General features: G+C 60.5%; 11 protein-coding genes. 10 read left to right on the top strand and 1 reads right to left on the bottom strand.

The genetic code is table 11. The features are described 5' to 3' along the window. Positions 1 to 15: 15 nt before the first annotated feature. From QU606_RS05980 to QU606_RS05945, 8 genes are all read left to right on the top strand, one after another. Positions 16 to 648, top strand: a complete 633-nt coding sequence (locus QU606_RS05980; RefSeq protein WP_069074964.1) for an NADH:ubiquinone oxidoreductase subunit N — start codon at positions 16 to 18, stop codon at positions 646 to 648. Positions 649 to 798: 150 nt separating this feature from the next. Further along, positions 799 to 2,295 (top strand): YdgA family protein, encoded by a 1,497-nt coding sequence (locus QU606_RS05975; RefSeq protein ID WP_304998217.1) that lies wholly within the window; start codon positions 799 to 801, stop codon positions 2,293 to 2,295. A 302-nt stretch (positions 2,296 to 2,597) separates the two neighbouring features. Beyond that, positions 2,598 to 5,078, top strand: a complete 2,481-nt coding sequence (gene pgaA, locus QU606_RS05970) for a poly-beta-1,6 N-acetyl-D-glucosamine export porin PgaA (protein WP_304998216.1) — start codon at positions 2,598 to 2,600, stop codon at positions 5,076 to 5,078. 12 nt (positions 5,079 to 5,090) lie between these two features. Then, positions 5,091 to 7,088 (top strand): poly-beta-1,6-N-acetyl-D-glucosamine N-deacetylase PgaB, encoded by a 1,998-nt coding sequence (gene pgaB / locus QU606_RS05965; protein ID WP_024072695.1) that lies wholly within the window; start codon positions 5,091 to 5,093, stop codon positions 7,086 to 7,088. A 2-nt stretch (positions 7,089 to 7,090) separates the two neighbouring features. Continuing rightward, positions 7,091 to 8,431 carry a poly-beta-1,6-N-acetyl-D-glucosamine synthase gene (gene pgaC, locus QU606_RS05960; protein ID WP_304998215.1) on the top strand — a complete coding sequence of 447 codons (1,341 nt, stop codon included), beginning with the start codon at positions 7,091 to 7,093 and terminating at the stop codon, positions 8,429 to 8,431. Positions 8,432 to 8,433: 2 nt separating this feature from the next. Continuing rightward, positions 8,434 to 8,916, top strand: a complete 483-nt coding sequence (pgaD, locus tag QU606_RS05955) for a poly-beta-1,6-N-acetyl-D-glucosamine biosynthesis protein PgaD (protein ID WP_024072697.1) — start codon at positions 8,434 to 8,436, stop codon at positions 8,914 to 8,916. 569 nt (positions 8,917 to 9,485) lie between these two features. After that, the gene (locus QU606_RS05950) at positions 9,486 to 11,210 is read left to right on the top strand and encodes a ShlB/FhaC/HecB family hemolysin secretion/activation protein (protein WP_304998214.1); all 1,725 of its coding nucleotides are present in this window, start codon (positions 9,486 to 9,488) and stop codon (positions 11,208 to 11,210) included. A gap of 30 nt (positions 11,211 to 11,240) precedes the next feature. Continuing rightward, positions 11,241 to 19,355, top strand: coding sequence for a hemagglutinin repeat-containing protein (locus QU606_RS05945; RefSeq protein ID WP_304998213.1), 8,115 nt, complete (start codon positions 11,241 to 11,243; stop codon positions 19,353 to 19,355). A 374-nt stretch (positions 19,356 to 19,729) separates the two neighbouring features. Here QU606_RS05945 and QU606_RS05940 read toward each other — a convergent pair whose 3' ends face one another. Then, positions 19,730 to 19,951: a hypothetical protein gene (locus QU606_RS05940; protein ID WP_081329137.1), complete on the bottom strand. Its 222-nt coding sequence runs from the start codon at positions 19,949 to 19,951 to the stop codon at positions 19,730 to 19,732. Positions 19,952 to 20,027: 76 nt separating this feature from the next. On the opposite strand from QU606_RS05940, the gene QU606_RS05935 reads away from it, so the two are divergent. Both QU606_RS05935 and QU606_RS05930 read left to right on the top strand, forming a co-directional pair. Continuing rightward, positions 20,028 to 20,252, top strand: coding sequence for a hypothetical protein (locus tag QU606_RS05935; RefSeq protein ID WP_024072701.1), 225 nt, complete (start codon positions 20,028 to 20,030; stop codon positions 20,250 to 20,252). Positions 20,253 to 20,379: 127 nt separating this feature from the next. Then, positions 20,380 to 20,598, top strand: coding sequence for a hypothetical protein (locus QU606_RS05930; RefSeq protein ID WP_143036975.1), 219 nt, complete (start codon positions 20,380 to 20,382; stop codon positions 20,596 to 20,598). Positions 20,599 to 20,632 lie beyond the last annotated feature (34 nt).

Raw genomic sequence — 20,632 nt, 5'->3', positions numbered from 1 at the left:
ATGGGGATTCCAATAATGAAAAACCCTTATGCTCCCGCTTTCTGGTGCGTGCTTTTCGCACTGGTGTTGTTATCGGCCGCGTATTTCTACGGCGTCATGCTCGCCCATCAACTCGACAAGGCCATGGTGTTTCTCGACAGTGCCTGCCTGGTCATCGGCACCTTGTCCATCGGCGTGGTGGCCTGGGCGTCCTACCAGAACCAACGAGTGAAGAAAAAACTCCTCGAACAGGGTAAGACCCGGGTTGCAATCTGGGACACCAAGGTCGCCCTGCGCCGTGTCGAAACCGTGTTCGACCGCTATTTCTGGGGCAGCTACTGGCAGCCCGGGCGTACTTTCCAGGAAGTCATGGGGGACCTCACCGGCACGCCTCTGGAAAAAAGCCTCGAAATCCTGAAGAAACAATGCGTGCTGCTCGACCGGCAGGTAGACGAGGGTAGGCACTGGCTGAATAACGCGCGGGAATTGTCCGATGTCGCCACGCAGATGGCCCGGGAGCGCTATCAGTTGGACTTCTGCGACCCCAAGTCCGACACCCCCGGCAATGCGGTGATTCACCGTGAATTCGAGGTGCTGGTGTACACCTGGACAGCGCGCCTGAAGAGTTTTGACCACCAGTTGGATGAAATCGAGTTGGAGTACTCGTGAACCAAGTGCCGACCTTACCCCTCTGAAAAGCTGGGCCGTTCGCGGCCGCCAGTGCTAATCTTCCCCCCGCTTTTCGGCGGGCTTGAGCCAACCTCACTCGGGGTTCAAGGAAGACAGCCCACTTCTCACAGGATTTGATCAGGTCACTTCATGAATAAGCCAGCAGTCGTTCTTTTGGGTTTTGTGGTCGCCGTTGGCGTCGTCAGTGCAGGCGGCGCCTGGTACACCGGTAAACAGTTGGAGCCGGTGCTGCAAACGGCGGTGCAGGACGCCAACAAGGAACTGCAGCGCTCCATGGCTGGCGTCGACGGCACCGTGGCCCTGGAGCTGGTGTCCCTGGAGCGTGGCGTGTTCAGCAGCACCGCGCACTACCGCCTGAAGGGCCAAGGCTCGGTGTTTGGCGAAGAAAACCCCAACCCCGAATTGCTCTTCGTCGACCATATCGAACACGGCCCGCTGCCGATCTCGCGCCTGGTCACGCTCAAATGGCTGCCGGTCATGGCCACCAGTCACTACGAACTGGAAAAGAACGCCACCACCGAGAAATGGTTCGCCGCCGCCAAAGACGTGTCGCCGCTTAAAGGCGTGGCCAATATCGGCTACAGCCGCTCGGTCAACGGCAACATCGAATTGCTGCCCCTGGCGTTCAAGGACGACAAGTCTTCGGTGAGCTTCTCCGGCGCCAACATGAATTTCGACAGCACCGCCGAAGGCCAGAAGGTCAAGGCCGACGGCTTCATGAACAGCCTCAAAATCGCAGCGGTCGATGCCAAGGGTGACGCCTTCGAGGCCGAACTGGCTGGCTTGACCATCGCCAGCAACCTGGAAAAATCCACCTTTGGCTTCTACACCGGGCAAAACACCGTTGAGCTGACCGACAGCAAGTTCACCTTCGGCCCGCAGAAAGCCGTGCTGACCGTCAAAGGCTTCGAGCAGAAAGACTCCAGCGAAACCAAGGACAACAACCTGGCCGGCCGTGTCGACTACAAGATCGACGAGATCGGTTACCAGGGCAAACCCGTGGGCTCGGCGGCCATGGCCCTGAGCATGAAGAATGTCGACATCCCGGCCATGCTGGTGCTGACCAAGCTCTACCAGGACAAGATGCAGCCGGTGCAAGCCGCTGCCGCAGCGGGCCAACCCACACCTGAGCTGCAACTGAGCGAAGCCGAGCAGGCCCTGGCCGAGGCGAACGTCAACCAGGTACTGGCCGCCAAGCCCCATCTCGCGTTGGAAAACCTGTCCCTGAAAACCACCCACGGCGAAAGCAAATTCAACCTGGTGCTGGACCTGGCCAAGCCTTCCTCCATGGAGCTGCCACCGGTTGAGCTGGGCAAGCAGATGGTCTCGCAGCTGGATGCCAACCTGACCTTGTCCAAGCCGATGATCGCCGACGTTTCCGCGTTGCAGGCGCAGTTGGGTGGCGTGACCGATCCTCAAGCCATTGAGCAGCAATCCCAGATGGCGTCCGAGATGGTCAGCGGCATGGCGGTTGGCACTCAGCTCGCCACCCTGGTAGGCAGCGACGTGGTGTCCAAGCTGCACTACGCCAACAATGAAGTGACCTTCAACGGCCAGAAAATGACCGTCGAACAATTCATCGGGTTTGTGATGGCAAAAGTCGGTGCGATGAGCGGCGCGCAGTAAGTATTTTTTACACCAGCCTGAAATAAACAGTGTGGGAGCGGGAGTGCCCGCGGCAGGGAGTCAAGCAGCCGGCGTAGATGCCGGTTGATACCTCCTTTTCGCAGGTAAGTCCGCTCCCACATTCACATTTACGCCGGGCATTGCAATTCTGAACAATTGTTCTGAATTGACCTTTTTCGTACGCACCTCGGCGATAGTTGCGACAGGAAAGCTAGGCCGGGTCATAAGACGCCGACAACCTGAAGCAAATCGCTCAGGACCACCTATCGTTAAAGCTTTCCGTGTGTAAGGAAGCTCACGATATGTTGCGAAACCTCCCTCTCAGTGCATCAGGCCGGTTGCGACTGCTCATCGGGGTCGCCTTGTGCAGCCAATTGCTGATGCCCACCCTCGCCATGGCCGATCCGGCCTATGACGCCCTGATCATCCAGGCGCGCAACGGCAACTTCAGCCCCGCCCTCAACCAACTGCGTCAATTGTCCTCCGAGCGCCAGACGCCGGGCCAGGTCAGCGACCACCTGGTGATCGCCGGTTGGGCCGGCCAGGACGCCGAAGTGCTGCAGGTGTATGAGGCTCAGGGGCAACATCGCAACCTGACCACCCAGGCACTCGCCACCGTCGCCCGCACTTATCGCAACCAGCGGCAGTGGGCACGGGCCGAAGCGGTGTATCGCCAAGCGCTGCTGCGTGAACCGAACAATATCGACCTGCAACTGGGCCTGGCCCTGACCCAGGCCGACGGCGGCCAAGCCAGTGAGGCCGTGCAACGCATTCGCGCGCTGGTGGCCGCCAAACCCGACGACCCCACCCGACGCATGGCCCTGGGTTACGCGTTGGCTCGCGCGGGGCTGAATTACGACGCGTTGTTTGAGTTCGACCAGGCTTTTATCCGCGCCAGCGACAAACCTGACGTCGCCCGCGAGTACATCGTCGCCCTGCAAAAGGCCCGTCTGCCTGAACCCGCCTTGCGCCTGTCGGCCCAACGCCCCGGCCTGCTCGACGCGGTAACCCAGCGTCGCCTGGAGGGCGACCTTGCCGCTGAACGCGTGCGCATGGCCGAGTTCGCCACTCGCTCCGAACAAGAGCGCTACGTCATCGCAGACCGTGCGCTCCAGGACTACGACAAGCTGCTCACGCGCTGGACCCCTGACCCCACTGCCCACGACGACGTGGTGCGCTGGCGCATCGACCGCCTGGGCGCACTCAAGGCGCGGGCACGCACCGCCGAGGCAATTCGCGAATACGAAACCCTTAAAGGCGAAGGCGTGCAATTGCCGACCTACGCCGTGCGTTGGGTGGCCGCCTCTTACCTTGACCAGCGCGAGCCGGAAAAGGCCGAGCCGCTGTATCGCCAGGCGCTGGCCGCGCCGGATGCTGACCCGGCCGACCGCGTCGAAGACAGTACGGCGCTGTTCTATGCCCTGGTGGAAAGCGACAGAGCGCTGGATGCGCGTGAAGTCGCCGACAATCTGGCCAAGAGCGAGAACCCCCGTGAAGAACTCAAGGGCTTGCCCATCGGCAACCCCAACGACAGCTGGATGGACGCGCAGCAACTGGCGGCCCAGGCGGGCACCTACAGCAATGATCTGCCTGGCAGCGAAGCCGGCCTTGAAGCGCTGGTGCGAAAAGCCCCGGGCAACGTCAGCCTTCAACTGGCCCAAGCCAATATGTACCGGGCCCGGGATTGGCCGCGCCGGTCCGAGAGTGCCCTCAAGGAAACCGAGGCCCAGGCGCCGCGAGATATCAGCCTGGAAGTGTCCCAGGCCTATACCGCCATGGACCTGCAAGAGTGGCGGCAGATGGATGTGCTGACCGATGACGTGCTGGCCCGCAACCCGGACAGCCGCCAGGTGCAACGCCTCAGCCGCCTGCGGGATGTGCACGACATGGCTGAGCTGCGGGTCGAGGCCTACACCGGGAAAAGCTACGGCGGCGGCAACAACCAAGACGCCGGCGCGGTGTCCGGCAGCCGTGACTGGGGCATTGAAAGTGTGATCTACACCCCGCCCATCGACGAAGACTGGCGCCTGTTCGCCGGCGCCGGCTATGCCACCGCCGACTTCAGCGAAGGCACTGGCCAGCACCGTTGGCAGCGCGTGGGGGTAGAGCGGCGTACCCGTGACATGACCATCGAAGCCGAGGTTTCCAACCATTCCTACGGCGATGGTTCCAAACAAGGCGCCGCGATCTCGATTGCCCGCGACATCAACGACAATTGGCAATACGGCGGCAGCCTCGGCTACCTGCTGAGCACCACGCCGTTGCGCGCGTTGAATGACGGGGTCACGGCCAATGGCGGCAGCGGGTTTATCCGCTGGCGCGCCAACGAAAGCCGCGAATGGAAACTGACCCTCAGCCCGTCCCATTTCAGCGACGGCAACGACCGGGTCGAAGCCTTGCTCAGCGGCCGCGAAGGCCTCTACAGCTCGCCAAAAGTGCAAGTGGACCTGGGCCTGGAAGTCGGCGCCAGCCGCAACAGCAAGGAAGACACGGTGTACTTCAACCCGAAGTCGGATTTCACCGTGTTGCCCGTCCTCAACATCAACCATGTGCTCTATCACCGCTACGAGACCCAGTGGAGTCAGCAGTTCCAGGTCGGTGCGGGTACGTATAGCCAGCGGGATTATTCCACCGGTGGCATCGGTCTGGTGGGCTATGGCCAACGCTTTCGCTGGAACGATGTCCTGGAAGCCGGCGCCAACCTGAGCCTGATCAGCCGCCCTTACGACGGTGAGCGCGAACGCGATCTGCGCCTGCTCGTCGACCTCACTTACCGTTTCTAGAAGAGCCTGACCATGACCGTCCTCAGCCGTTGCTTGTTGGTCCTGGGTGTATTGCTGGCCAGTGCCTGCGCCCAGCAACCCGCGCCATTCACTCCACCCGCCGAGCGGCCGACCCCGGCCAATGAAGCGCCGTGGCCGAAAAACCATTTCCTGGGCATCGCCTACCACGACGTCGAGGATCGCGACCCCGACCAGGCGGTGGTCGCGGTGCGCACCGAGCGTTTGATCGAACAGTTGGCCTGGCTGCGCGAGAACGGCTACCAGGCGGTCAGCGTCGACCAGATCCTGACTGCCCGCCGTGGTGGAACACCGTTGCCGCCCAAAGCCATCATGCTCAGTTTCGATGACGGCTATTCCAGCTTCTACACCCGCGTGATGCCGATCCTGCGCGCCTATCGCTGGCCGGCCTTGCTGGCGCCGGTGGGCTATTGGATCGACACACCGATGAACAAGCCGGTGGACTTCGCCGGCTCACCACGCCCACGGGGCGAGTTCCTCACCTGGCAGCAGATCCGCGAAGTGTCGCAATCGGGCCTGGTGGAAATCGCCGCGCATACCGATGCCAGTCACACCGGGATCCTGGCCAACCCCCAGGGCAACCTGGAACCGGCGGCGACCTCGCTACGCTATGACCCGGCCACGGGCCGCTATGAAACCCCAGCGCAGTTCGAGGCGCGGATGCGGGCGGATGTGGTGGCGATCTCCAACAAGATCCAGACCGTGACCGGCAAGAAACCACGGGTATGGGTATGGCCGTATGGTGCGGCCAAGGGCACCTCGCTGGCGGTCGTTGGCGAGCAGGGTTACCAGATGGCGCTGACCCTGGACGATGGCCTCGACGACCTCGGCAAGCTGATGAACAGCCCGCGCTTCCTGGTGGCCTCCGACCCGGACGGCGAACATTTCGCCAACAGCATCGTCGCGGTACAGGCCCCTGCGCCGCTGCGGGTGCTGCATGTGGACTTGGACAACGTCTACGACCCGGACCCGGCCCAACAGGCGCGCAACCTCGACCAGTTGGTGCAGCGTGTAGTGGACATGGGCGCGGGGACGGTGTTCCTGCAAGCCTTCGCCGACCCCAAGGGTGATGGCCTGGTGCACGAGCTGTATTTCCCCAACCGTCACTTGCCGGTGCGCGCCGACCTGTTCAACCGCGTCTCCTGGCAGTTGCACACCCGTGCCCATGCCGCCGTGTATGCGTGGATGCCGGTGTTGAGTTTTGCCCTCGATCCCAAGCTGCCCCGCGTAACGCGCTGGGACCCGGAAACCGGCAAGGTGGGCACAGACCCGGATCAATACCAACGCCTGTCGCCGTTCGACCCGCAGGTGCGCAAGATCATTGGTGAGCTCTATGAAGACCTGGCGCGCAACAATGCCATCGACGGCGTGCTGTACCACGACGACGCGGTGCTGTCGGACTTCGAAGACGCCAGCCCCGCCGCGCTTAAGGCCTATGCCGCCAATGGCCTGCCCGGCACCATCGCCGCGCTGCGGGCCGACCCGGCAGTGATGCAACGCTGGACGCGCTTCAAGAGCCGCTACCTGATCGACTTCACCAACGAACTGACCGCCAAGGTCCGCGCCGTCGGTGGGCCGCAGGTACTGACCGCACGCAATATCTTCGCCGAGCCGATGCTCAACCCCGGCAGCGAAGCCTGGTTCGCGCAGAACCTGGATGATTTCCTCCAGACCTACGACTGGACCGCGCCCATGGCCATGCCACTGATGGAAGGCCAGACGCTGAAGAACTCCAACGCCTGGCTGGAAAAACTGGTCGCCACGGTCAAGGCGCGCCCCGGAGCACTGGAGCGCACCGTGTTCGAACTGCAAGCCAAAGACTGGCGCACCAAGGCTGCTCCCGATATCGACGGGGCGCAGATGGCTGAATGGATGGGTGTGCTCAAACGCCAGGGGGTCACGAGTTTTGGTTACTACCCGGACAACTTCCTGGAGAACTCCCCGGACCTGAACACCGTGCGTCCGGCCCTTTCCAACCAATGGAACCCTTGACCATGTTCGACAGAATCCTGGCGTTATTTGTACTGGCACTGGTGTTGGGTGTGCCCCTGGGCCTGATCTTCCTGGTCACCGGGCAGTTCCTGATGGACTTCGTGTTTTTCTACCCGCTGTTCATGTCGGCGCTGTGGATCGCCGGCGGCTTGTATTTCTGGCTGCACTGGGAGCGCCACTGGCCGTGGGAAGAAGACACACCGGCGCCGATCCTGGCCGGCAACCCGCTGATCTCGATCATCATTCCTTGCTACAACGAAGGCGACAACGCCGCCGAAACCATCCATGCGGCGCTGGGCCAGTTGTACCCGAACATCGAAGTGATCGCCGTCAACGACGGCTCCAAGGACAACACCGCCGCGGTGCTTGACGCCCTGGCGCTGGAGCACCCCCGCCTGCGAGTGCTGCACCTGGCGCAGAACCAAGGCAAGGCCGTGGCCCTGCGCATGGGCGCGCTGGCCGCGCGCAGCGAGTACCTGGTGTGCATCGACGGCGACGCGCTGCTCGATAAAAATGCGGCGGCCTATATGGTCGCGCCGATGCTCGACAACCCGCGCCTGGGGGCGGTGACCGGCAACCCGCGTATCCGCACGCGCTCGACCTTGATCGGCCGCGTGCAGGTCGGCGAGTTCTCCTCGATCATCGGCTTGATCAAGCGTACGCAACGGGTGTTCGGGCGGATCTTCACGGTGTCCGGCGTGGTGGTGGCGTTTCGCAAGAAAGCCCTGGACCGCATCGACTACTGGAGCACCGACATGATCACCGAGGACATCGATGTCAGTTGGAAGCTGCAACTCGATCACTGGAGCATCTTCTACGAGCCGCGCGCACTGTGCTGGATCCTCATGCCCGAAACCGTCGGTGGCCTGTGGAAGCAGCGTCTGCGCTGGGCTCAGGGCGGCGCCGAAGTGCTGTTCAAGAACATCCGGGGCATCTGGCAGTGGCGGCATCGCTACCTGTGGCCGCTGTTGTTCGAATACTGCCTGTCCACTGGCTGGGCCTTCACCTTCCTGCTCTCGGTGGTCTTCTGGGTCGTGGGTAAATTCATCGTGCTGCCCCCGGCGATCGCGGTGGAATCCCTGGTGCCCCCGGCGTTTACCGGCCTGGTCCTGGCGATGGTGTGCCTGGTGCAGTTTGCGGTGAGCATCATGATTGACCGGCGCTACGAAAAGGACCTGTGGAAAACCCTGTTCTGGACCGTGTGGTACCCGATGGTGTTCTGGCTGGTCAGCCTGTTCACCACGCTGGTCAGCTTTCCCAAGGTGCTGTTCAACCAGCACCAGAAGCGTGCGCGCTGGGTCAGCCCGGATCGCGGTATCAAACCTGCCAATGAGGACGCGTAATCATGAAACTGGTGCGAACTCGTCAACACCCGGTGATGTGGGTCATCGATGTGCTGTTGACCCTGCTGGCCTGGGCCGGGCTGATCTGGCTGCTGGCGCGCGGGATCACATCGATGCTTGAGACCCATGGCGGCCCGCGTATCGAGGCGCCGATCTTCGCGGCGCTCAATACCCTGCAGATCTACCTCTGGATCGCGTTGTTCAACGCGGTGATCCTGATCAGCTGGGCGCGTTACCAGCAACGCAAGGGGCGCAAGTTCGCCCAGCGCCGTGCCGAGGCCAATGCGCTCAGTGATAAAAGCCTCAGTGAAAGCTTCAAGCTGGGGGAGGGCGACTTGGAGCAATTGCGCAGGCCGGGTGTGCTGGTTATCCACAACGACGAGGACGGCGGCGTGGAAGAAGTGAAATCCCATGTCTCCCGCGACGTGGAAAAACCAGGGTTGACCCTGGTGCCGGGCAAGGACCAGAACAAAGACGCCGGCTAGTGTTGTCAACCCGATCCAAGGGGGGAGCAACACTGTAACTGTGGCGAGCGGGCTTGCCCTAATGCCGTTCAGTTAAGGCTTTTTTGTAGGAGCGAGCTTGCTCGCGAAAAACTCACAGGCGCCGCGTTCATTCAGGAGACACGCGTTATCGTTGACGTTTTTCGCGAGCAAGCTCGCTCCTACAAAAGGCGATGTACGCTTAACTGAACGGCATTAGGGCTTGCCCACTCCCACACGGGTGTCTCACCCTGCGGATCCCGACAAATGGGATCCAATTCACAAAACCCCCGCGAACTTTTCGATCTTTTCCGGTACTAACCTAACTCGACGCCAACTTGATGGCCAATTAGTGGCCGTTATTAAGTTGTGCTCGAATAACTATCAAAAGAGTTGCCGTTTGTCGGAATAATAGTTCCGACGATAGATCGCTCATCTTTTTGATAATTTTTTATTGTTAGTAATCAATCGCTTGCAGGATTAATTAGCCAAAGCATTCGACTAAGCCAGTTTCTTGGATCAGTCGACGCTCGATGTTAGTTTGCGGCCCCTTGATTTTCGACGGATCGAACATGTCTCTGTTATTGCCACGGACTCGGTTATTGCTGTGTACTTTCCTGCTCACTTACTTGAGCCTGAACAGTGCCACTGCCGCCCCCACGCCCGGGGATCAGGACCTGATCCGTGACCGGCAAAGCCGTCTTCTCGAAGAGCAGCGCCGCCGCCTCGAAGAGCTGCAGGATCTGCCGGGTAAGGGCACCCGGCCCCAGGCCCCGGCCACGCCCGCGGACACGCGTTGCTTCCCGATCAAAACCATCGAACTCAAAGGCGCCGACAGCCTGTCAGCCGCCGATCGCGCGCGCCTGCTCAAGCCCTATATCGGCCAGTGCCTGGGCGTCGCGCAGCTCAATGAACTGCTCAAGGCCATCACCGATGACTACATCGGCAAAGGCCGCGTCACCAGCCGCGCCTACCTGCCACAACAGGACCTTTCCAGCGGCCACCTCCAAGTACTGGTGGTGGAAGGCAAACTCGAAGGCTTGAAGGGCGCCGAAGGCAGCACGGTCACCGACCGCGAGCTGGCCATGGCGTTTCCGGGCAAGGTCGGCGAGTCGCTCAACCTGCGTGAAGTCGAACAACTGGTCGACCAGTTGAGCCGCTTGCCGTCCAAGCAGGCGCAAATGGAACTGACCCCCGGCACCCAGATCGGTGGCAGCGAAGTGCTGGTCAAGAACCAGCCGCAAAAGCCCTGGCGCGCCAGCCTGTCGCGCAACAACGACGGCCAGAAAAGCACCGGCGAACAGCAGTGGGGCGCCGGCCTGGAATGGGACAGCCCGCTGGGCCTGGCCGATCAACTGATCCTGCGCGGCGGCCACGATGCCATCAGCGACCACCAGAAAACCTCGAAAAACAGCATGCTCTACTACAACGTGCCGTGGGGCTGGTGGAACTTCAGTTACACCTACAGCGAGAGCGACTACCGCACCCTGGCCGACCTCGATGGCTACAAGCTCAAGCAGTACGGCGACAGCCAGAACCACCAACTGCGGGCCGAGCGCGTGATCCATCGTGACGACGTGAGCAAGACGTCGGTCAACGTCGGTCTTGCCCATTTGCGCACCAACAACTACCTGCTCGATGCGCGGCTGGACACCAGCAGCAACCGCCTCAGCGAATTCCAGGTGGGGATCAACCACGGGCGCCGTATCGGCAGTGCCTTCGTCAACGTGGACCTGGGCATGCAAAACGGCATCGGCGCGTTCGATGCGCAAAGCAACGACCAGGAACGCGATCGCGAGGGCAACCTCACGCCCACGCCGAACTACCGCAAATACACCGCCACCGTCAGCTACCTGCAGCCGTTCACGCTGTGGGGCGAGTCGTTCAGTTTTTCCAGCCTGGCCACCGGGCAGCGCAGTGAAGACGTGCTGTTCAGCCCGCAGCGCATCAGCCTCGGCGGGTCGGCGTCGGTCCGCGGTTTCAAGGACCAGCAATTGACCGGCGACAGCGGCGGTTACTGGCGCAATGACGTGCGCTGGGCGCGCCCGGTGACTTGGGACTGGATGCGCCCGGCGTTCCTGGAGTACGGCGCCAGCGTCGGCTACGACCAGGGTGTGATCCGCAATGATCGCTACAACGACAACCTCCATGGGCGCGTTTCGAGCAACTCCCTCGAGCTGTTCGCCCGCGGCAAAAACGTCAGCACCAGCGTGACCTTTGCCCACTCCCTGGAACGACCGGCGGTGATGAGCGAGCGTGAAGCGCCGATCTATTTCCGCCTGGATTTCCACCTGTAATTCAATGCCCGCAACCTTGAGATTTTGAATATGGACGTTCGCCCCGTTTCTGCCCTGAAAAGCCTGAGCCAACGCGGCCTGGCGCTGATCCTGGCCAACGCGCTGTTCTGGCAGCCGCTGCTGGCCCAGGCCGACGGCATCGTGGTCAGTGGCCCGGGCACCACGCTCGGCCAGGCGGGCAACGGCGTACCGGTGGTGAACATTGCCACGCCCAATGGCAGTGGCCTGTCCCATAACCAATTCAAGGACTACAACGTCGGCCCCAACGGCGTGATCCTCAACAACGCCAGCGGCCCGCTGCAAAACACGCAACTGGGCGGGATCATCGTCGGCAACCCGAACCTCAAGGGCGGCGCGGCGAATGTCATCCTCAACGAAGTCAAAGGCGGTAGCCCCAGCCAGTTGCGCGGCTACACCGAAGTGGCGGGCCAGTCGGCCAAGGTCATCGTCGCCAACCCCTACGGCATCAGCTGCAACGGTTGCGGGTTCATCAACACCCCTAACGTCACCCTGACCACCGGCAAACCGGTGATCGATCAGGCCGGGCAACTGAAAAGCTATCAGGTCGACGGCGGCGCCGTGACCATCGATGGCAAAGGCTTGAACGCGAGCAATGTCGACCGCTTCGAAATCATCACCCGCTCGGCCAAGATCAATGCGCAGATCAACGCGCGCCAGCTGACAGTGATCGCCGGGCGCAATGACGTCGATGCGCAAAGCCTGAAAACCACCGCGCGTGCCGACGACGGCAGCGCCAAGCCTGAGTTGGCCATCGACTCGTCGGCCTTGGGCGGCATGTATGCCGGTGCGATCAAACTGGTGGGCACCGAAGCCGGCGTGGGCGTGAAGCTCGACGGCACGCTGGCCGCCAGTGGTGGCGATATTCAGCTCGACGCCAACGGCCACCTGAGCATGGCCCAGGCCGCCGCCAGCGGTGCGGTGGACATCAAGGCCGCGAGCCTGGAGACCACCGGCGCCGTGTACGCGGGCACCACCCTCAAGGCACAGACCAAGGGCACACTGAAAAACAGCAAGACCCTCGCCGCGCGCGACAGCATCACCCTGGCCAGCAACGGCCAACTGACCAACAGCGGCATCATCGAAGCCGGGGTCAACGCCGACAACACCCGCAATGCTAACGGCGACGTCACGCTCGACGCTCAACACATCACCAACACCGGCACGGTCATCGCCAATCGCAGCCTCACCGCCACCGCGCAAAGCCTGGATAACCAGGGCGCTACCTTGAGCGCCAAACAGGCGCTGAACGTCACCGCCGCCAGCGTCGACAACCGCAACAAAGGTCGGCTGCTCAGCGACGGCGCACAGACCCTCAACGTCAGCGGCCTGCTGGACAACAGCCAGGGCGGCATCATCGACAGCACCGGTGCGTTCACCCTGAACGGCAATACCCTGGATAACAGCGCCGGCAGCCTGACCGCTGGCGGGGCGATCACCCTGGATCTGATCGGCGACCTGATCAACCGCAACGGCAAGCTGGCAAGCGTCGGGCCGTTGCTGATCCAGCGCGCCGCGCATCTCGATAACCAGGGCGGCAAGCTGGCCAGCCAGGGCTTGCTGACGGTATTCGCCAACAGCATCGACAACCGTAACACCGGCACCCTGGCCGCCAACGATGGCCTGGCCCTGACCACCAGCGGCCTGTTGCAAAACAGCGGCAACGGCCTGATCCACAGTGAAAAGTCGGGCGTGACCCTCACCGCCGGTACCCTCGACAACAACGGTGGCCGCATCGCCGCCAAAGCCGGTGATGCGCGGATCGACGCCACTGACTTCAACAACGGCAGCGGCGCGCTGTTTGCTCGGGATCGCGTGCACCTGACCGGTATGAATGTGGATAACGGCGGCGAGATCGCCGGCAACCGGGTCGACGTCAGCCTCAATGGCGCACTGACCAACCGTGGCCTGATCGAAAGCGCCACGGCCCTCGATGTCCAGACCGCCAGCCTGAACAACAGTGGGCAAATGCGTGCCTTGGGCACCGGCGGCAAAACCCGCTACGCCATCGGCGGCCTGCTCAACAACAGCGGCAGCCTGGAGACCGCCAACGACCAATTGAGCCTGGCCGCCACCCGCTTCCAGAACACCGGCGGCAAGGTGTTGCATGTGGGCACCGGTGTACTCGACCTCAATGGCATCAGCCTTGACGATGTCGGCGGCAGCCTGGTGACCAACGGCGACCTGACCCTCGATAAAGCCAACTGGACCAATAGCACCGCGATCCAGGCCGGGCGCCTGACCGTCAATGTCGGAACCCTGAACCAGACCGCCACCGGCAAATTGCTCGGCACCCGTGCGCTGGTCGGCAGCGGCCAGGACTGGACCGTGGGCGGTAGCGTCGCCAGCCAGGGCAGCCTGGATCTTTCGGTGGGCAGCCTGCTCAACGACCACGGCCTGATCTTCAGCGGCGGCGACATGAGCCTCAAGGTCGACCGCCTGAAAAACCTCGGTGCCGCGATCTATGCCATGGGCAGCCTGCGCGTCGACCGTGATGGCCAGGGCGGCCTGGCCACCAGCATCATCAACAGCTCGGGGACCATCGGGAGTGAGCGCAACCTGATCCTGGCAGCCAGTACGATCCAGAACATCCGTACTGTGCTCACCACCGAATCCGGCATCTACAGCGCCTCCATCACGCCCGCCGCCTGTATCGAAGGGGTGACCGGCGGTGACTGTGACGGCGGCAAGCAAAACCGGCCGTTCCAGATTACCCAGCGTGACCGCTTCATCGTCAGCGACGCCACGGCGGGCTCCAGCATCACCTCGGGCGGCAACATGCTGCTCACCGGCGGCGAGCTACTCAACAGCAGCAGTAGCATCGCAGCCGGTGGCAACCTCACGGCCATCGTCAACCAACTCACCAACGTCGGCGTCGTGACCCACGACACCCAGTACGACCGCATCTTCACCTCCGAGCGCGAGCGCAACCCTGAAGGCTGGTATCGTGAGGCCGCAGCGTTCACCCAACGCTATGCCGCAGGCGGGGACATGAGCGGTGTCGAAGCCGCGATGGCCGCGTTCATCGGCAAGATGGAAAGCGAGCAGACCGGCCTGCGCAAGACAACCCAGTTAAGCGCGCCAGACCAAAGTTACGCCGCCGTGATCCAAGCCGGCGGCAGCGTGGATGTGAAGGCCCAGGCCGGCATCGACAACAGTGTCGTGCGCGGTGGCTACACCTACGTCGGCAGCGGCGCCAACACCCATGCGCCGGGCTACTCGACCCTGGTCAGCCTCAACCCGCAACTGCCACCGGACGTTGCTCAGCAACAGGTCAACCCGCTGGGCCTGCCAGGCTTCGACCTGCCCACCGGCCAGAATGGCCTGTTCCACCTCAACGACAGCGATGGCGCCAAAGGCCTGCCCACCAGCCAGTTCGCGGCCAACCCGCATAAGTACCTGATCGAAACCAACCCGCTGCTCACGGATATGCGTCAGTTCCTGGGCTCGGACTACCTGCTGACCAAGCTCGGCTATGACCCCGACACCGCGCAAAAGCGCCTTGGCGATGGTTTCTACGAACAGCGCCTGATCCAGCAAGCCGTACTCGCCCGCACCGGCCAGCGTTTCATCGACGGCCAGACCAGCGACGCCGACCTGTTCAAGCACCTGATGGACAACGCCATCGGCAGCAAGACCGCGCTTAACCTGTCGGTGGGCGTGAGCCTCACCGCCGAACAAGTCGCGGCCCTGACCCACGATATCGTGTGGCTGGAAAACGCCACCGTCGCCGGCCAACAAGTGCTGGTACCGGTGTTGTACCTGGCCCAGGCCAGCAACCGCCTGGCGCCCAACGGCGCGTTGATTTCCGGCACTGACATCAACCTGATCACCGGCAGCCACCTCAACAACGCCGGCACCCTGCGCGCCACTGGCAGCCTGCTGGCGAACGTCGGCGGCAACCTCAGCAACAGTGGGTTGATGCAAGCCGGTGGTCGCCTTGACTTACTGGCCGGCAACAACCTGAGCAACCGCGCTGGCGGTGTGATCAGCGCGGGCAACGTCAACCTCGCGGCTGGCGCCGACCTGCTCAACGAGCGCAGCGTCACCACCCACGAAAGCGCCAGCAGCTACCGCACCGAACGCAGCGACTTCGTCGACAGCGCCGCGCGCATCGAATCGGCCAACGATTTGGCCCTGCAGGCTGATGGCAACGTCAACAACCTCGGCGGTGTGCTCAAGAGCGGTGCCGACACCACGGTCAAGGCCGTGGGCGACGTCAACATCACCGCCTCGAAAACCCTGGACAGCGGCACCATCGGCAGCCGCTCGAACTTCATGACCATCGCCCAACAAGGCTCCGTGGTCGATGCGGGGCGCGACCTGCATGTGGTTGCCGGGCGTGACATCAGCATCGGTGCCAGCCAGGTCGAAGCCAAGCGCGATCTCAACCTGATCGCCACGCGCGACTTCAACGCCGTCTCGGCTGCCAACGAGCAGCATTCGGCGTCGAGTTCGAAGAAGGTCAAAAGCATTGAGGACCACGTCCAGCAAGTGTCCAGCGTGCTCAAGGCCGGCGGCGACGCCACCCTGAGCGCCGGGCAGAACCTGCAACTGGTCGCCAGCCAGGTGAATGCCGGCAACGAGGCGTACCTGTTGTCCGGCAAAAACCTCAGCCTGCGCAGCGCTGAAGACCAGGACTACAGCTTCTACAGCAAGACCAAGAAAACCTCCCAGGGCAAAAAATTCCGCCTGGATGAAACCGACGTCGTGAACAACATCGGCAGCCTGGTCAGCGCGGGGACGAACAGCACCGTCGTCGCCGGAGCAGATCTGCTGCTGGCCGGCAGTGCTGTCACTGCCGAAAAAGGCGCCACGCAACTGGTGGCCGGCCAGGACGTGAACATCCTCGCCGTCAGCAACGCCGACAGCGCCCGTCACGAACGCAAGGAAAGCAAAAGCAGCTGGGGCGGGCTCAAGTCGAGCAAGGTCCAGGACAAAGTCGACGAAAAACGCACCACCGCCATGGGCAGCATGGTCTCCGGCGAAACCGTCACCGTCGCCGCCAAACGCGATGCCACGGTCACCGGCTCGTCCCTGGTCAGCACCGGCGACCTCGCCGTCCAGGCCGGCCGCGACCTGACCATCGACGCGGCGCAAAACACCTTCGCCCGCACCGACATGCACAAGGAAAAAAATCGCGACCTCACCGGCGTGCTGACCGGCAACAAGCTCGGTCTGGATGACATGACCGGCAACCAGAAGCTGTACATCAACAGCTCGAAACACAACGGCACCGCCAATGAAATGACCTTGACCGGCAGCACGATTGGCTCGAGCGCGGGCAACGTGTCGCTGACGGCGGGGCGTGAGTTGAAGGTGGTGGCCAGTGATCTGGTGAGCACCAAGAACATGGAGTTGAGTGGGGCTGACGTCACCCTTACTTCGGGGATGGAGACGGCCAGTCAGACCAGTAAGGACAGTTCCAAGAGCTTGGCGGTTGGGCGGGTGATCGCGGGCTCGGTAGTGGACACCGCTACCAGCATGCGCGACGCCGTCAAAGCGGCCCGTAGCGCTGATGACCCACGACTCAAGGCAGTCAAAATCGCCCAGGCTGCCCTCGCCGCCTACAACCTGAACGGCCAGGCTTCGGACGCCAATGCGCAAAGCTCCGGTTTCAAAAATAAAACCGGCGGCACGCCCGGCAACGGTTCGCTGATCAAAATCGGCACCGAACTGGCCAATAACCGCAGCAAGAACAGCAGCGAATTCAACAGTGTCACCGCCAAGCAGAGCACGCTCAACGCAGGGCAAGACTTGTCGATCGTTGCCACGGGCGCAGCGGCGGGTACTCAGGGTGATATCCAGATCACCGGCAGCAGCTTGAAAGCCGCCAACACCTTGTTGTTAGCCAAAAACGATGTGCTGATGCAAAGCGCACAAAACACCACCGACCGCAAAAACGAAGGGTCGAAAAATAAAACCGCCATTGGCGCCAGCTTCAATATTGGCGAGCAAAACGGCTTCACCCTCGACCTCGGAGCGCAGGGTGCCAAGAACAATGGCAACGGTAACTCCGTCACTCAGGTCAATAGCACCCTCGATACGGGCAGCCTGTTGTTACAAAGCGGTGGCGATACCACCCTCAAAGGCGCCCAGGTTCGTGCGGACCGTATCAAGGCAGATATTGGCGGCAACCTTAATATCATCTCCCTACAGGACACCGAGTCGTCGCGCAGCAAACAGAGCAGCGCAGGCTTCGGCGCCAGTATCTGCGTCCCTCCGTTCTGCTACGGCTCTACCGTAGCGGGCTCGGCGAACCTTGCCGCCGCCAATATGAACAGCGACTACAAGGGCGTGACCGACCAGAGTGGTTTGTATGCGGGCACGGGCGGCTACGACATCAATGTCGGCAAGAACACCACCCTGCAAGGCGCGGTGATTGCCAGTGAAGCGTCAGCTGATAAGAACCGGCTCAGCACGGATCGGCTGATCGTCAGCGATATCAAGAATGTCAGCGAGATCAAAAGTCAGTCTGCCGGTATTTCGGTGTCTTCCAGCAGTACCAGCGGTGCGTCGATGGGCGGCAGCATCCCGATAGCGCTCAAGGAGAAAGACCATAGCTACACCCGTAGCGCGGTCAGCGAAGGCACGATTGTGGTTCGCAATGCCGAAGGCGCCAATGACCTGGTGGGGCTGAACCGTGACACCGCCAATGCCAATCAGAAACTTGACCGGCCTGATGAAAAGGCCATGCAGGAGCGTATTGATCTGATCCAAAGCTCGGCGCAGTTGGCCAGTGGGGTGATCAGTGCGGTAGGCAAGGCGAAGGCGGATGAAGCGAAAGCACTGGCCGATAAAGCCAAAACCCAAACCGAAACCGGTTCGCCGGATGCCGCTGGAACGGTGCTTGCAGCGAATGCCGCTTATACGGAAGCCCAGCGCTGGCAGGTCGGTGGCGACAAACGCTTAATGGCCGATATCGCGTCCGGACTAATCGCCGCAGGGCTGGGTGGCGCGCCTGTAGGAACGACGGTTGGTATTGTCGCCAACACGGCCTCCAGCGATATCTTCAACAAGATTGGCGATTATGCCCAGTCGCGTGCTACTGATCCGAAGTCGGATGCGGCCACCCGGGCGGCTTGGGCTGAAGGCGGTGCGGCACGTGTGATGTTGCACGCGTTGGCGGGGGCGGCTATTGGGTTGTCCAGTGGCAATGTGCAGAGTGGTGCGCTGGGTGCGGGAACATCGGCTGCATTGATGCCGACCATTGCCGACGCGTTGGGGAAAAATGGCATCAAGGGTGTGGATCAAGATGCAATGGCCGCCTTGATCGCGGCAGGCGCCGGGGCCGTGGTTGGCTCTGGGAGAGGTACCTCAGGTGCTGTTGTCGCGGGAGGAAACGCGATGTCGGTGGACGTCTATAATCGAGCAGCTCATGAGGCGGAGGTGGCGGCGATCAAGGCTGAGGCGCAGAAAGGTGACTTCACGGAAGCGAACCTGGAGAAGGCCATGTGTTACATCATCAAGTGCTGGGCTCATCTGGAGCGAGGGACTAAGGAGTATCACGATGCATACTTGAGTGAAGCCGATATGGTCGGGCTGAGTAATGAGCTTGAATGGGCAGATGCGCAAAGGGATAAAGGTCTGTTTAACTATTCGCTCACTGACTCGGTTTTTGATGCGGGAACGCGTGATGTCATTCCTGTGGTAGCTAACACCGCCAAGACTGTCACGGGAGGGGCAAGTGTTTACTCGGGGGGCACATTATGCGGCACAGTGGCCGGGTGCTTTTTCGGTGGGCCTATGATTGTATTCGGATTGGGGAATATTGAGGAGGGCACCTCAGCACTTTATAACCATGTTAATAATGAAGAGGGCAGTTATAATCATGTTAAACAGACTTTTGATCAGATTCCTGGCGGATATGGGCCGGTGATATATAGTGCCGCAGATTTCGCGTTGTCAATTGGTTCGGGGTTTGTAAAAGTGCCTCTGAAGATGGGGGTGGCTGATGGTTTGAACAAGAAAAAATCAATATTTGATGTGACGGTCAGAAAGTTTGATAATAACCAATTTATTCTTGGTAAAAAGGCGCCGTATGGTGGTGCAATGTTGCTATATTTTCTGTCCGTGGGCGCGAAAGGCAATAGCCTTTACAATGAGGCGGTCGATGCGAGCAAGTAAACTTATAAATACCCTGCTGCTGATAGTTTCATTGTTGGCGGTGGTGTGTGGGGTGAGTACGTTTTTCGGCATGATGGTCGCCATAGTGATTGGTATACTGCTTCGCACAGATTCGAACTGGGTGTTCATCTGGATTGGATTTCCCTTGTCAGCAATATTTGCTGTGTACTGGATAGTTACACGGTGGGATTATGTGAAATCTTTTATGTCCGGGCGTGATGGGTGGTAGAGCGGGTAATCGAGGTCAGATAACGTTTGTTTGAGTGTCTATGGAATTGAGCTTGCAATATTACGATCTTTAAAAATTAGTTTTTATTTTTATCTATTTGAAATTTTTAAATAAGGCGGTTATGAAAATAACCGCCCATTTTTACTTATGAAATTTGTGAATTCAACTTCCGCCCAATCACATCGAGCAAATCACAACCATCTCTCAGCGGAATGGCCAGCAACAGCGCAAAGTCGTGAAGCACTATCGCATCACTGCTGATATCCTCCCGAAATGCGAGGTTCTCCAAAAACTGAGTCACCGCACGAATGCGATACGCGGCGGCGTCAAAGAGAACATCAAGGGGCGCTTGTGTGTCGATCCCCAGAGGGAAATAGGGGGCAGACCACGATTAGTGCACCAATGTATATTGGTGGTCTGACCCCTATTTCTCGGGGGCAGCAATGAGCATGGAAGACATAGTGGCTGACAGACTTGGAAGAGTAGTTGCTGATGGATTTGATATTTTTAAAATATCAAAAGAGGCACTTGATATTTACCAAGATCCAAAACTTTCTCTCACAAAAGCTTTAGACATTGCGTTGTTGTCACTAATGGCAATGGTCGAAGGGCCAGAGTTTGAGGTGACAGAAAAAGAATTTTATGATTTTTTATCTGATACTCGATAGATGTAATTTTCATATACCAAACTTGATCAAGCGGTAATCGGGGTCAGACCACATTTTTATAAAGCCCCCAAATAAGCGGGGCGAATTTCTCTTGGTTGCGTGGCGCACGTAATGGTTTCGGTTGGCAATGAAAAGAAATGAGTCTTGGTGGATCGCCATCTATCTTCCTTGTGCCTGTGCGTTCGGCCTGTTGTTTATGTGTGTGTTCTTTCAGGTTTCCGGGTATTGGTTGAGTGGTGGTGAAGACGTTGTCGGGCTTCTAAAAGAGTATATGACGCTCTATCTGGAAATAGCTGGGGCTGGCTTTATTCTAGGTCTCGTTCTTTGGTTTTTTAATGTTCGTTGATCCGCCAAGAATTGGGGACAGACCACGATTAGTG

The sequence above is a fragment of the Pseudomonas sp. OVF7 genome (assembly GCF_030644265.1).
In the GTDB taxonomy this organism is placed as follows: Bacteria; Pseudomonadota; Gammaproteobacteria; order Pseudomonadales; family Pseudomonadaceae; genus Aquipseudomonas; species Aquipseudomonas gorinensis.
Note: the sequence above shows the minus strand (reverse complement) of the source record. Positions and strands in the feature narration are given on the sequence as shown.

Bases quoted from the DNA above. Each gene is read 5' to 3' on its own strand.
- QU606_RS05980 (WP_069074964.1), top strand. From the start codon at position 16: ATGAAAAACCCTTATGCTCCCGCTTTCTGGTGCGTGCTTTTCGCACTG.
- QU606_RS05975 (WP_304998217.1), top strand. From the start codon at position 799: ATGAATAAGCCAGCAGTCGTTCTTTTGGGTTTTGTGGTCGCCGTTGGC.
- pgaA (WP_304998216.1), top strand. From the start codon at position 2,598: ATGTTGCGAAACCTCCCTCTCAGTGCATCAGGCCGGTTGCGACTGCTC.
- pgaB (WP_024072695.1), top strand. From the start codon at position 5,091: ATGACCGTCCTCAGCCGTTGCTTGTTGGTCCTGGGTGTATTGCTGGCC.
- pgaC (WP_304998215.1), top strand. From the start codon at position 7,091: ATGTTCGACAGAATCCTGGCGTTATTTGTACTGGCACTGGTGTTGGGT.
- pgaD (WP_024072697.1), top strand. From the start codon at position 8,434: ATGAAACTGGTGCGAACTCGTCAACACCCGGTGATGTGGGTCATCGAT.
- QU606_RS05950 (WP_304998214.1), top strand. From the start codon at position 9,486: ATGTCTCTGTTATTGCCACGGACTCGGTTATTGCTGTGTACTTTCCTG.
- QU606_RS05945 (WP_304998213.1), top strand. From the start codon at position 11,241: ATGGACGTTCGCCCCGTTTCTGCCCTGAAAAGCCTGAGCCAACGCGGC.
- QU606_RS05935 (WP_024072701.1), top strand. From the start codon at position 20,028: ATGAGCATGGAAGACATAGTGGCTGACAGACTTGGAAGAGTAGTTGCT.
- QU606_RS05930 (WP_143036975.1), top strand. From the start codon at position 20,380: ATGAAAAGAAATGAGTCTTGGTGGATCGCCATCTATCTTCCTTGTGCC.